Below are 13,198 nucleotides of genomic sequence, written 5' to 3' on the forward strand. Positions count from 1 at the left end.
TTGATGGGGTAAGGCTCCCAGTAGACGACTGGGTTGATAGGCCGGATCTGGAAGCACCGTGAGGTGTGGAGGTGACCGGTACTAATAGGCCGAGGGCTTGTCCTCAGTTGCTCGCGTCCACTGTGTTGGTTCTGAAACCACGAACAACCCCATGCAGGTCACGCATGGTGCGGTTGACAGTTTCATAGTGTTTCGGTGGTCATAGCGTGAGGGAAACGCCCGGTTACATTCCGAACCCGGAAGCTAAGCCTCACAGCGCCGATGGTACTGCAGGGGGGACCCTGTGGGAGAGTAGGACGCCGCCGAACAAATTGTGAGAAAGCCCCCGTGCCAATGGCACGGGGGCTTTCTGCGTTCCGGGCCCTCCGCCCTCGTGTCCGTCGTCCGTCTTTCAAAGCCTTCCCGCTGTCTTCAGCGCCAGGTACGCGTCCGCCAGCGCCGGCGCCACATCGTCCGGGGTGGCGTCGACGACGGTGACGCCGTGGCGGCGGAGTTGCTCCGCGGTGCGGTGGCGCTCGGTCTGCGCCTGGGCCGCGGCGGCGGCTTCGTAAACCGCGTCCACGTTTCCGCGGGACGTGGCCATCCGTGTCACCAGCGGATCCGCCACCGAGGCCACCAGGACCGTATGGCGCTGGGTGAGTTGAGGGAGCACGGGCAGCAGGCCCTCCTCGACGGGCGCTGCGTCCAGACTGGTGAGCAGCACGATCAGCGAGCGGCGCGGTGCCGTACGCAGCGCTGTGGCGGTAAGGCCACGGGCATCCGTCTCGACGAGTTCGGGTTCCAGCGTCGCCAGGGCGTCCACCAGGGACGGCAGGACATCTTTCGCGGAGCGGCCCTGGACGAGGGCGCGAACCCGGCGGTCGTAGGCCAGCAGGTCGACGCGGTCGCCGGCGCGGGAGGCGAGAGCCGCGAGGAGCAGGGCGGCGTCCAGGGAGGCGTCCAGACGCGGGGCGTCGTCCACACGGCCCGCGGAGGTGCGGCCCGTGTCCAGGACGAGCAGGATGTGCCGGTCGCGTTCGGGGCGCCAGGTGCGGACGGCGACCGTGGACTGCCGGGCCGTGGCGCGCCAGTCGATGGAGCGGGTGTCGTCGCCCGGGACGTACTCGCGCAGGCTGTCGAACTCCGTTCCCTCTCCGCGGATGAGCACACTGGTGCGGCCGTCGAGTTCCCGCAGCCGGGCGAGCTTCGAGGGCAGGTGCTTGCGGCTGGCGAACGGGGGCAGCACGCGTACCGTCCAGGGGACCTTGTGGGTGCCCTGGCGGGCGAAGAGCCCGAGGGGGCCATAGGAGCGGATGGTCACGCGGTCCGCCTCGCGGTCGCCGCGGCGGGTGGGGCGCAGGCGCGTGGTGACACGGCGGCGTTCGCCGGGCGGCACGGTCAGGCGATGCCGGGAGGCCGCCGTCTCGGTGCCCGGCTGCCAGCTGCTGGGGGGCCAGGCGTCACGGAGCCGGGCGCGCAACGGGCGGCCTGAGGGGTTGGTGACCGTGAGGGTGACGTCGGCGCTGTCGCCCAGGCGCACGGAGGTGTCTCCGGAGCGGGTCAGGCCGAGACGCCGCACCGGCGCCGCCAGGGCGTAGTCGCAGGCGCAGGCCACGGCCAGGGGGGCGTTCACGGCGAGGATCCCCGTCCAACCCGGGTCCCAGATGCCGACGGGGAGCGAGCCGAGGGCCGCGAGGAGCGCGGCGCGTCCGGTGAGGGCCATCAGCGGGGGACCGGCACGTGAGCGAGGATCGCGTTGATCACGGAATCCGCGGTCACGCCTTCCATCTCGGCCTCCGGGCGCAGCTGCACGCGGTGACGCAGTGTGGACAGGGCCAGTGCCTTGACGTCGTCGGGGATGACGTAGTCGCGGCCGGTCAGCCAGGCCCAGGCGCGGGACGTCGACAGCAGTGCCGTCGCTCCGCGTGGGGAGACGCCCAGGGCCAGGGACGGTGATTCCCGCGTCGCCCGGCAGATGTCGACGACATAGGCCGTGATCTCGGGGGAGACGGTCGTCTCGGCGATCGCGGCGCGGGCGGCGTCCAGGTCGGCGCGTCCGGCCACCGGGCGTACACCGGCGGCGCGCAGGTCGCGCGGGTCGAAGCCCTCGGCGTGGCGGGTGAGGACGTCGATCTCGTCCTGGCGGGAGGGCAGCGGGATCGTCAGCTTGAGCAGGAAGCGGTCCAGCTGCGCCTCGGGGAGGGGGTAGGTGCCCTCGTACTCGACCGGGTTCTGGGTGGCGACGACGAGGAAGGGCTCGGGGAGCGGGCGCGGGGTGCCGTCGACGGTGACCTGGCGCTCCTCCATGGCCTCCAGCAGCGACGACTGGGTCTTGGGCGGGGTGCGGTTGATCTCGTCGGCGAGGAGGAGGTTGGTGAAGACCGGGCCGGGCTGGAAGGAGAACTCGGCGGTGCGGGCGTCGTAGACCAGCGAGCCCGTCACGTCGCTCGGCATCAGGTCGGGGGTGAACTGGACGCGCTTGGTGTCGATGTCGAGCGCGGCGGCGAGCGTGCGGACGAGCAGGGTCTTCGCCACACCGGGGACGCCTTCGAGGAGGACGTGTCCGCGGCAGAGGAGGGCGACGACGAGACCGGTCACCGCGGGATCCTGGCCGACCACGGCCTTGGCGATCTCGGCGCGCAGGGCTTCCAGGGACGACCGGGCGTCGCCGGTGTCCTCGGTGCGCCCGGCGATGTCAGTGGTCGGGTCCATCATGGACGGCGTACCTCTCTTTCGAGGGCGTCGAGTCGGTCGGCGAGGGAGACGAGGGCCGCGTCGTCGCCGGGCGGCGGGCCGAAAAGCAGGTCGTGCAGGGACTGTCCGCCGCCGTGGAGGTGGGCGGACAGGGCGGGGAGCAGGGCCTCGGGCGTGTGCGCCTGGGTGACGGGGATGCCGACGAGGGGAGCCAGGCGGGTGCGCGTGGTGGAGCGAAGAGCGGAGGCGGCGCGGTCGCGCGCGTTCGCCTTGCGGTAGAGGCGGGCGCGGCCTTCGACGGTTTCGGAGGCGCGGATCGCCACGGGGAGTCTTTCGGGCACGAGGGGGCCGAGCCGGCGTGCCCGCCACAGGGCGGCCAGGGCCGCGGCGACGAAGAGCTGCAGGGTGCCCCAGGCCCAGCCCGAGGGGAGCAGATCGAAGAAGCGGCGGTCGCCGGTGTCGTGAGCCGACGCGTCGGAGAGCGAGGGGAGGTACCAGACCAGATGGGGGCGGGAGCCGAGGAGTTGCAGGGCGAGCGAGGCGTTGCCCTGCTTGGCGAGGCGGTTGTTGTAGAGGATGTCGGGGGTGCCGAGGACGACGGTGTCGCCGCCCTTGGTGGTCTGCGGGACGCGCAGCAGGGTCGGCAGGCCGTCGCTGGGGTAGCAGGCGTCGGCGGTTTTGGCGGTGGTGGCGTAGCGGATGCCGCCGCCGGTGTCCGCGGTGCCGGCGCGGCGGGCGGCGGGCAGGGAGCAGCCGGGGGAGAGGGCGGTGTCGAAACTGGGCGCGCGAGCCGCGGTGACACCGGGGGCCAGGCCGCTGACGGAGGGAAAGTCGGGGGCGACGAGGACGGTACGTCCCCCGGAGGCGTCGATCGTCGTGCGCAGCCGGGACTGCTGCCGGTCCGTCAGCAGGTCGGGGACGGCGATCAGCAGGGTGGTGTCCGGACCGGCTGCGGCGCGTGCCTGGTCGAGCGTGGTGACCACCCGCGTGGACACGCCGTGGTCGGCGAGGAGCGCGGCGATGGCACGGCTGCCGTAGGGGTCCGCGGAGCGTGGGTCCAGGCGGCCGTGCCGCTCGCCCGACTGGACCGCGGCGATCGCGACGGCGGCGGCGAGCAGGAGGACGAGGGCGAGCAGGATCCCGCGCGTGCGGGTCCACACCTGGCGGCCGGTGCGCGAGACGGAGGTGGGCGGGAGCGTGGCCTCGGTGGTCATCCGGCGGCTCCCTGGTGCCCGGCCGGGGTCCTGTCCTGGCCGGTGTCGGTGAGCTGGGGCCTGGTGCGTTCCAGGTCGTGGTCGAGTTCGGTGATGCGGTGGTACGCCGCTTCGGTCGCGCTGCGGCCGCCGTATGTGACGGCGTCGAAGTCCCGGGCAGCGGCGCGCAGTCGGTCGGAGTGCGCGGGGAGGGCCCGGCCGGCCTCGGCGGCGGCCTCGTCGGCGGTGCGGCCGGGCCGTATGTCGAGCAGGGCTCGTTCCTCCAGGGAGCGGACGATGGCGCGCATGCGTTCCTGGACGGCCTGGTTCCAGTGGCCCTGGGCGGCGTGCGCCTCGGCGGCGGCGCGGTGTTCGGCGGCGCTGCGGGGGCGGTCGTCGAACAAGGTGGTGGAGGAGGTGGGTGCGCGGCGCGGGGTGCCGAGGCGCCACCACAGGGCCCCGAGCACGGCGAGGACGGCCACGATGACGACGACCAGTCCGATGCTCCCGCCCGGGGTGGCGACCGCGGCGGAGCCGAACAGCTTGCCGAGCCACTCCCAGAAGGCGTTCAGGGCGCGTTGCAGCAGGCCAGGGTCGTGCTCGTGGTACATCGGCTTGGACAGCTCACGCCGGGCCACCTCCCGCGCCGGATCCCGGGGGACGGTCACCGGCGGCTCGGCTCCGGAGCGCGACTGTGCCAGGACCGCGCCGCGGACGTGCAGCGCGGTCCGCAGGGCTTTGTCCACGGCGTGTGAGAACGCCGGCAGTGCTGTGAGAACTCCCCCCGCCGGGCTCACGGCATCAGCTCCCGGAGGGTGGTGCGTCGGAGCCGTAGCCCTGGACGCCCGCGGCCCGGGCCAGGTCGAGGTCGAGTGCCTCCCGGCGGATGCGCTGGTCGACGTAGAGCAGCACGGTGACGCCTGCCGTGATCGGGAAGGTGACCGTGGAGCCGATCACGGACCCGATCCCGGTGATGATCAGGTAGGCCCAGCCGATGTTCGGGGTGCCGCTGAGGAAGGCGGACATACCGCCACCGCCGAAGGCCATGGCGAGGGCGAGGAAGGGAATGGCGATGACCGCGGAGACCAGGAACGCGATGATCACCGCCAGCAACTGGATGCCGAAGACGCGCCACCAGGAGCCGCGGATCAGCTTGGCGGAGCGGCTCATCGACTTGACGATGCCCTGCTTCTCCAGCATCAGGGCCGGCGAGGCGAGCGAGAAGCGGATCGCCAGCCACAGGGCGGGTACGCAGGCGACCAGGCCGCCCAGGACGGCCAGTGCTATGCCGCCCAGGGACGACGCCGTGACGGCGACGACGATGCCGGGCAGCGCGCCGACGGCGATGACGCCGAGGCAGATGAACAGCAGCAGCAAGACCAGCCCGAACAGCTTGAGCACCTGGGGGCGGGCGTCCCGCCAGGCCTCGGCGGTGGTGACCGGCTTGCCGAGGACCGCACGGCTGGTGACCGTGGTGAGCAGCGCGGTGGCGATCACGGTGGCGATCAAGGAGACGACGAGGACGGCGCCGGAGCTGAGCATGACGTCGCCCATGGCGCGGCCGAGTTCGCCGGGGGTGGCGTTCGGGTCGCTGAGGACCTGGTTGCTCGTGGTGCTGTCGATGACCAGGCGTTGCAGCAGGATGACGATGATCTGTGCGAAGACCGCGACGGCCAGGGTGATGCCCAGGACGGTGCGCCAGTGGGTGCGCATGGTGGACACCGTGCCGTCGAGGATCTCGCCCACGCCCAGCGGGCGCAGCGGGATCACGCCGGGCTTGGCCGCGGGGGGCGGGCCGCCCCAGCCGGCACCCCAGCCGCCGTAGCCGCCGGGACCGCCGTAGGCAGGGCCGCCGTACGGGCCGTAGCCGCCGGGGCCGTGACCGCCAGGGCCGTAGCCGGCCGGGGGCTGCTGTCCGCCCCAGCCGGGGCCGGCGGGCGGCGGTGGTGCCTGGCCGGGGGTGGGGGCTCCCGTGGGCGCGGACCACTGGCCCGGCGGCGGCTGCTCCTTGGACCACTTCACGCCGGGGCCCTGCGGCTGCTCGCCCGACGGACCCGCGGGTGCTGCGGCGTCGGGGCGGCCGGCGGCGTCGGCAGGTCCGGACGTACCGGTCTCCTGTCCGTCGGACGGGGCGGATCCGGGCGAGGCCCAGCCCGGAGTGTCTGTCATCGTCGCTCCTTCACGGTGCCCGTCCGCCGTCGCGGCGGCAGGTTGGCAGCCATCGTGCCATGGGGTGGTCTTCGGGCGACCGGCGGTGGTGGCGGCTGCGTACCTTCAATTGTTCGCGGGACAAGGGGCAGACTGACGGCATGGCTGATCTGTACGCGCAGACCCGCGAGGACGACCGGGCGGCCGGGACCTCCGCGATCCGCTGGGAAGAGCCGCCCGAGGGCCCGGTACTGGTCCTCCTCGACCAGACCCGGCTTCCCGCCGAGGAGGTCGAGCTGGTGTGCACGGACGCGCCCGCGCTGGTGGAGGCGATCCGGTCGCTGGCCGTGCGCGGGGCGCCGCTGCTGGGCATCGCCGGGGCGTACGGCGTCGCGCTCGCCGCCGCGCGCGGCTTCGACGTGGACGAGGCCGCGACCGCGCTGGCGGCCGCACGGCCCACGGCAGTGAACCTCTCCCTCGGTGTGCGCCGGGCACTGTCCGCCCACCAGGCGGCGCTCGCCAGGACCGGGGACTCCGGGCAGGCCGCGTCGGCGGCGCTGGCGGCGGCGCGGCAGCTGCACCGGGAGGACGCCCGGGCCAGCGCCCGGATGGCCGAGCACGGGCTGGCGCTGCTGGACGAGCTGCTGCCCGGCGGTGGGCACCGCGTCCTCACCCACTGCAACAGCGGTTCGCTGGTGTCGGGAGGGGAGGGCACGGCGTTCGCGGTGGCGCTCGCGGCGCATCGCGCGGGGCGGCTGCGGCGGCTGTGGGTCGACGAGACCCGGCCGTTGCTCCAGGGCGCCCGTCTGACGGCGTACGAGGCGGCCCGCAACGACATGTCGTACACCCTGCTCACCGACAACGCGGCGGGCTCGCTGTTCGCGGCCGGCGAGGTGGACGCCGTGCTGATCGGCGCGGACCGCATCGCCGCCGACGGCTCGGTGGCGAACAAGGTGGGCAGCTATCCGCTGGCGGTGCTCGCGCGCTACCACCACGTGCCGTTCATCGTGGTGGCGCCGGTCACGACGGTGGACCCGGAAACTCCGGACGGTGCGGCGATCGAGGTCGAGCAGCGACCGGGCTACGAGGTGACCGAGTTCGTCGCGCCCCAGGTCCAGGTCACGGGGGCCGGCGGCGGTCTGCCGGTCGCGCCGCTGGGCACGCAGGCCTACAACCCGGCGTTCGACGTGACCCCGCCGGAACTGGTGACGGCGATCGTCACCGAGGAGGGCGCCGTCTCGCCGGTGACCGCCAAGGGCCTGGCAGACTTGTGCGCCAGGTCGCGGGGGGCCACGACAGACTGAGCGTCGGCACCCCGTTCGGGGACCGCAGGCAGACAGTGACGGCCCCGTACGACTATCGTCACAGGCCAGTGAGCTGTCTCACCTGGATCTTCGCCACCGTTACGAGAATGGGATGATGTCGTTTATGAAGGGACGAGTCCTTGTCGTCGACGACGACACCGCACTGGCCGAGATGCTCGGGATCGTGCTGCGTGGTGAAGGTTTCGAGCCGTCTTTCGTGGCCGACGGGGACAAGGCGCTTGCCGCTTTCCGTGAGGCCAAACCCGATCTGGTCCTGCTCGACCTGATGCTGCCCGGTCGCGACGGCATCGAGGTGTGCCGCCTGATCAGGGCGGAGTCCGGGGTGCCGATCGTGATGCTGACGGCCAAGAGCGACACGGTGGACGTCGTCGTGGGCCTGGAGTCCGGTGCCGACGACTACATCGTGAAGCCGTTCAAGCCGAAGGAGCTCGTGGCCCGTATCCGGGCGCGGCTGCGCAGGTCGGAGGAGCCCGCGCCGGAGCAGCTCGCCATCGGTGACCTGGTCATCGATGTCGCGGGGCACTCCGTGAAGCGGGACGGGCAGTCGATCGCGCTGACGCCGCTGGAGTTCGACCTGCTGGTCGCCCTGGCCCGCAAGCCGTGGCAGGTGTTCACCCGCGAGGTGCTGCTCGAGCAGGTCTGGGGCTACCGGCACGCGGCCGACACCCGTCTGGTGAACGTGCACGTCCAGCGGCTGCGCTCCAAGGTCGAGAAGGACCCGGAGAAGCCGGAGATCGTGGTGACCGTCCGCGGTGTCGGTTACAAGGCCGGACCGAGCTGACGTGTCGGGGGACAGCGCCGCTTCGGCGCCCGGGGGCACCGGGGCCGGCACGGGGCGGCCTGTCGGCCGGACGACCGCCGGATCCCGCTGGGGACGCCTTCTGGAGGGCGGGCTGCTGAACGGCGGCGTCCAGGGCAGCCCGGTCCTGCGTCTCTTCCTGCGCTGGGTGCGCAGGCCGCTGCTGCCCGTGATGCGGCTGTGGCGACGCAACATCCAGCTGAGGGTCGTCGCCACCACCCTGCTGATGTCCCTGGGTGTCGTCCTGCTGCTCGGTTTCGTCGTCATCGGGCAGGTGCGCAACGGACTGCTCGACGCGAAGGTGAAGGCCTCGCAGAGCCAGGCCACCGGCGGTTTCGCGGCGGCCAAGCAGCGGGCCGACGAGACGGCGACCGCCCCCGGCGACGACGCCTCCGTCACGGACGGCCACTCCTCGCAGAACGTCATCCAGTGGATGAGCGACCTGGTGTCGTCGCTGTCCAGCGGCGGCCAGGGTGCCTTCGACGTGGTCACGCTGCCCGCCGGCGACGACAGCGGGGGCGGACGCGGTCCGCGCGTTTCCGGCGGCGTGGATTGGACGGCGAGCGTTCCGGAGGAGCTGCGCGCCCGGGTCAACAACAGCATGGTGGCCGCCCAGAGTTACGCGCGCATCGTCTACCAGGGCGGCGACAAGGGCTCCCAGCCCGCACTGGTCATCGGCAAGCAGGTCAACGATCCCAACGGGGATCCGTACCAGCTGTACTACCTCTTCCCGCTCACCCAGGAGGAGAAGTCGCTGAGCCTGGTCAAGGGCACGCTGGCGACGGCCGGCCTCTTTGTCGTCGTCCTCCTCGGAGCCATCGCCTGGCTGGTGGTGCGACAGGTCGTCACACCGGTGCGGATGGCCGCCGGGATCGCCGAGCGGCTGTCGGCCGGGCGGCTCCAGGAGCGCATGAAGGTCACCGGCGAGGACGACATCGCGCGGCTCGGCGAGGCCTTCAACAAGATGGCGCAGAACCTTCAGCTGAAGATCCAGCAGCTGGAGGAGCTGTCGCGGATGCAGCGCCGGTTCGTCTCCGACGTCTCGCACGAGCTGCGTACGCCGTTGACGACCGTGCGGATGGCGGCCGACGTCATCCACGAGGCGCGCGAGGACTTCGACCCGGTCACCGCCCGCTCGGCGGAACTGCTCGCCGACCAGCTCGACCGGTTCGAGTCGCTGCTCGCGGACCTGCTGGAGATCAGCCGATTCGACGCGGGCGCGGCGGCGCTGGAGGCCGAGCCGATCGACCTCAGGGAGGTCGTGTACCGGGTCGTCAGCGGCGCGGAGCCGCTCGCCGAGCGCAAGGGCACGCGGATACGGGTCGTCGGCGACCAGCAGCCGATCGTGGCGGAGGCCGACACCCGGCGTGTGGAGCGCGTCCTGCGCAATCTGGTCGTCAACGCCGTGGAGCACGGCGAGGGCAGGGACGTCGTCGTCAAGCTCGCCGCGGCGGGCGGCGCGGTCGCGGTCGCCGTGCGCGACTACGGCGTCGGGCTCAAGCCGGGCGAGGCGACCCGTGTGTTCAGCCGCTTCTGGCGGGCGGATCCGGCGCGTGCCCGGACCACGGGCGGTACCGGTCTGGGGCTGTCGATCGCCCTGGAGGACGCCCGGCTGCACGGTGGCTGGCTTCAGGCGTGGGGCGAGCCGGGTGGCGGCTCGCAGTTCCGGCTGACACTGCCGAGGACCGCGGACGAGCCGCTGCGGGGCTCACCCGTCCCCTTGGAGCCGAAGGACTCGCGCCGCAACCGCGGGCTCGACGACGCCGGTCTGCCGAGCGGGAAGCGTGCCACCGTACCGATGCAGGCGACGGGTGAGCGGATCGCGTCGTCGCGGGACCCGATCGCGTCCCGCCCGGTGGCGGTGGCCCCGACGGCCGATCCGACGGCGCTGCCCGGCAACGGGGCGCGTGTGGTGCCCCGGCCGGCCGCGGGCGAGCGACGGCAGCAGACCGTGTCCGCCGTGGACGCGGCGGGGGACGAGCCGGCGGACGCCGCGGCCGGGGCGGAAGCCGGGCCGCTGGACGTGACACAGCAAGGGGAGGCATTTCGTGGGCGCTGACCGCGTGAGGGGTGTGCGGCGGCCGGTGCGCGCGGTGGCGTACGCCGCTTGTGGGGTCGTCCTGCTGGCGGGGTGCGCCTCGATGCCGGACAACGGGGATCTGCGGGACGTGGAGTCCACCCCGCGCCAGGACAGCCAGCTGCAGGTGTTCGCCATGCCGCCCCGGCCGGACGCCGTGCCCGCGGAGATCGTGCAGGGCTTCCTGGAGGCTCTGACCAGTGACGATCCGCAGTATGCGACGGCGCGTCAGTATCTGACGGCGGAGGCGTCGGGGAACTGGCGTCCGGAGCAGTCCACGACCGTGCTCGCGGGCGGCCCGGACATCCAGGTCGACCGCACCGTGGGACACGACCGCACCGACGACTACGCGTTCACCCTGACGGGCAGCAAGGTGGCCCGGGTGGACGCGCAGCAGTCGTACACCCCGATGAGCGGCCACTACAGCCAGCCGGTTCATCTGACGCGGGACAAGAAGAGCGGGCAGTGGCGCATCGACGTGCTGCCGCAGGGCGTCGTCATGGGCCAGTCGGACTTCCAGCGCAACTACACGTCCGTCAACAAGTACTACTTCTCCTCCAACACCTGGGCGGACGCGACGGGGGCTGCGACCGCCGTCGCCGATCCCGTCTTCGTGCGCCGGCGCGTGGACGCGATGACTCAGGTGGTGCGCTCCCTGCTGAGCGGGCCCACACGGTGGCTCGAGCCGGCGGTCAGTTCGAGCTTCCCGGCCGGGACGGCGCTGCGCCACGGGGTCACCTCGCTGACGCCCGACGACCAGAACCGGCTGACGGTGCCGCTGAACGAGAAGGCCTCCGGGGTCGGGCGCGAGAAGTGCCGGGAGATGGCGACCCAACTGCTGTTCACGCTGCAGAGCCTGACCCCGACTGTGGACACCGTCACGTTCCAGCGCCCCGACGGCGACATCCTGTGCTCGCTCGGAGACGCCCAAGCCGAGAGGGCCGCCACGCGCGGGTCGGTGAAGCGGCCCGACTACCTGTACTTCGTCGACGACAAGCAGCGGCTGGTGCGGATCGCCGGCGGCGACGCCCCCTCGAGCGCCGAACCCGTGCCGGGGGCGCTGGGCGAGGGCACCCAGAAGCTCAGCTCCGCGGCGGTGTCGTGGGACGAGCACACCGCGGCCGGTGTCGGCTACGACCGCAGGTCGCTGTTCGTGGGCTCGCTCGTGCCGGGTGGTGCGCTCGACGCGCCGGTGCTGGTGAGCCAGGGCAAGACCGAGGGCGACCGGCTGACGGCACCGAGCTGGGACGCGCGCGGTGACCTGTGGGTGGCCGACCGCGATCCCGCCCGGCCGCGGCTGGTGATGCTGGAGCAGGGCGGGGGCAAGCCGCTCGATGTGCAGGTCCCCGGTCTGAAGGGGCGTGTCGACGCGGTGCGGGTGGCCGCCGACGGGGTGCGGATCGCTCTGGTGGTCAAGGCGGAGAACGACAGCAAATCCCTGCTCATCGGGCGGATCCAGCGCGACGAGCGTGGCGGGCGCGACGACCGCGACGACCGCGACAAGAAGGCCGGGGACCGGCCGGCGGTGTCGGTGCTCGATCTACGGTCGGCGGCCCCTGAGCTGGAGGACGTCACCGCCATGTCGTGGGCCGGCGACAGCCGGCTCGTGGTGGCGGGGCGGGAACAGGGGGGCGTGCAGACGATGCGGTACGTCCAGGTCGACGGTTCCACGCCGGAGGGCCCGCCGCCGGCCGCGCTCACGGGGGTGCAGTCGATCGCCGCGTCCGAGGACGACGGGTCGCCGCTGGTGGCGTACTCCTCGGAGGACGGGATCGTCCGGCTCCCGTCCGGAGCGCAGTGGCAGAAGGTGGTCAAGGACGGGATGGCGCCCGTCTACCCGGGCTGAGCGCCCCTCCCTCTCGACCCTCTCGACCGGCTGGGCACCTGGCGCTCCCCGATCAGGCCGAGACACCCCTCGCTCGCCCGTGTGGGGGAAGCCTCGGGGGCGGTGGCGGGAGTTGTCCACAGGGCGTTGTCCACAGGGCTGGCCGGGACGGTGCGCCGTCGGCACAGTAGAGGCATGCGCAGGTGCTGGCAGGACCTCACCGACCTGGTGCTGCCGACCGAGTGCGGAGGCTGTGGCAGGCCTCGCACGGCGCTCTGTCCTCGGTGCCGTGCCGCCCTGAGCCGCAGGGAACCACGGCGGGTGCGACCGGTGCCGGAGCCGGCCGGACTGCCGGCGGTGTACGCGGCGGCGCCGTACGCGGACGCGGCGCGGGCGGCCCTGCTCGCCCACAAGGAGCGGGGCGCACTGGCGCTGGCACACCCGCTCGGCGCGGCGCTGGCGGGCGCGGTACGGGCGGGTCTGCTCGCGGCCGCGGCGGGAGCGGAAGCGGGAGCCGGGGTGGCCGGTGGGGCCGTGCTGCTCGTCCCGGTGCCGTCCGCGCGGCGGGCGGTGCGGGCCAGGGGGCACGATCCCGGGCGGCGGATCGCGCTCGCGGCGGCTGCTGGGCTGCGGCGGTCCGGGACGCCGGCCCGGGCCCTGGCCGTGCTGCGCCAGCGGCGTGCCGTGGCGGACCAGTCGGGGTTGACCTCCCGGCAGCGGCTGGAGAACGTGGCAGGCGCGCTGGAGGTGGCCGCGGGCGGGGCGCGGCTGCTGCTGGGCGGTCCGGTGGTGCTGGTCGACGACGTCATGACGACGGGGGCCTCGTTGACGGAGGCGGCGCGGGCGGTGACGACGGCCGTGTACACGGCGCGGGTCCGGGAAGGGATGAGGGAACGGAAGTCGGGACCGAGGCAGAAGGAGGGGAACTCGATGTATGGCCCACCGGAAAGGGCGGCAGAGTACGGCGCCGGAGATGTGGTCTGCGCGGCGGTCGTCGCGGCCTCTCCGGATTCCTTCGGAATAGGACCGGAACTGACTGAGAACCTGCATCGTTGCAGGTAATGAGCGGGTCAATTCACCTGAACGGAGGTACGCCGCAGTAGAGGGTGACGTCATCCGTCCGGGCGAGATATGTTCGGGTTGTGAGGGAAAGGCGCA

General features: G+C 72.8%; 10 protein-coding genes and 2 rRNA genes. 7 read left to right on the plus strand and 5 right to left on the minus strand.

Going from position 1 to position 13,198, the window contains the following annotated elements:
• Together ACTYVM_RS02210 and rrf are read left to right on the plus strand one after the other, a co-directional pair.
• Positions 1-105 (plus strand): 23S ribosomal RNA (locus ACTYVM_RS02210); the annotation flags it as partial.
• A gap of 86 nt (positions 106-191) precedes the next feature.
• Positions 192-308 (plus strand): 5S ribosomal RNA (rrf, locus tag ACTYVM_RS02215).
• Positions 309-391: 83 nt separating this feature from the next.
• On the opposite strand, the gene ACTYVM_RS02220 is transcribed toward rrf, so the two are convergent.
• From ACTYVM_RS02220 to ACTYVM_RS02240, 5 genes are read right to left on the minus strand one after another with little or no spacing between them, the layout of a single operon-like run.
• A complete protein-coding gene (locus tag ACTYVM_RS02220) occupies positions 392-1,702 on the minus strand; it encodes a DUF58 domain-containing protein (protein WP_445524259.1) in 1,311 nt (436 codons plus the stop codon).
• Positions 1,702-2,691 (minus strand): AAA family ATPase, encoded by a 990-nt coding sequence (locus ACTYVM_RS02225; RefSeq protein ID WP_445524475.1) that lies wholly within the window; start codon positions 2,689-2,691, stop codon positions 1,702-1,704. The genes ACTYVM_RS02220 and ACTYVM_RS02225 overlap by 1 nt, the downstream gene beginning before the upstream one ends.
• Positions 2,691-3,887, minus strand: coding sequence for a DUF4350 domain-containing protein (locus tag ACTYVM_RS02230; RefSeq protein ID WP_445524260.1), 1,197 nt, complete (start codon positions 3,885-3,887; stop codon positions 2,691-2,693). The genes ACTYVM_RS02225 and ACTYVM_RS02230 overlap by 1 nt, the downstream gene beginning before the upstream one ends.
• Entirely contained in the window at positions 3,884-4,663 is a 780-nt protein-coding gene (locus ACTYVM_RS02235) for a DUF4129 domain-containing protein (protein ID WP_445524261.1), read from the minus strand. Before ACTYVM_RS02235 ends, ACTYVM_RS02230 begins: the two co-directional genes overlap by 4 nt.
• 4 nt (positions 4,664-4,667) lie before the next feature.
• On the minus strand, positions 4,668-6,035 hold the full coding sequence (locus ACTYVM_RS02240) for a DUF7847 domain-containing protein (RefSeq protein WP_445524262.1): 1,368 nt from the start codon (positions 6,033-6,035) through the stop codon (positions 4,668-4,670).
• 140 nt (positions 6,036-6,175) lie between these two features.
• Here ACTYVM_RS02240 and mtnA point away from each other — a divergent pair, with 140 nt between their 5' ends.
• From mtnA to ACTYVM_RS02265, 5 genes are all read left to right on the plus strand, one after another.
• Positions 6,176-7,318: an S-methyl-5-thioribose-1-phosphate isomerase gene (gene mtnA / locus ACTYVM_RS02245; RefSeq protein ID WP_445524263.1), complete on the plus strand. Its 1,143-nt coding sequence runs from the start codon at positions 6,176-6,178 to the stop codon at positions 7,316-7,318.
• Between the two features lie 112 nt (positions 7,319-7,430).
• Entirely contained in the window at positions 7,431-8,120 is a 690-nt protein-coding gene (gene mtrA / locus ACTYVM_RS02250; protein WP_009188938.1) for a two-component system response regulator MtrA, read from the plus strand.
• 1 nt (position 8,121) lies between these two features.
• Positions 8,122-10,197, plus strand: a complete 2,076-nt coding sequence (gene mtrB / locus ACTYVM_RS02255) for an MtrAB system histidine kinase MtrB (protein ID WP_445524264.1) — start codon at positions 8,122-8,124, stop codon at positions 10,195-10,197.
• On the plus strand, positions 10,187-12,061 hold the full coding sequence (locus ACTYVM_RS02260; protein WP_445524265.1) for an LpqB family beta-propeller domain-containing protein: 1,875 nt from the start codon (positions 10,187-10,189) through the stop codon (positions 12,059-12,061). The genes mtrB and ACTYVM_RS02260 overlap by 11 nt, the downstream gene beginning before the upstream one ends.
• 174 nt (positions 12,062-12,235) lie before the next feature.
• Complete coding sequence (locus ACTYVM_RS02265) at positions 12,236-13,102, plus strand: ComF family protein (RefSeq protein ID WP_445524266.1); 867 nt, start codon at positions 12,236-12,238, stop codon at positions 13,100-13,102.
• The last annotated feature ends 96 nt before the right edge of the window (positions 13,103-13,198 follow it).

Source organism: Streptomyces cyslabdanicus (assembly GCF_052663305.1).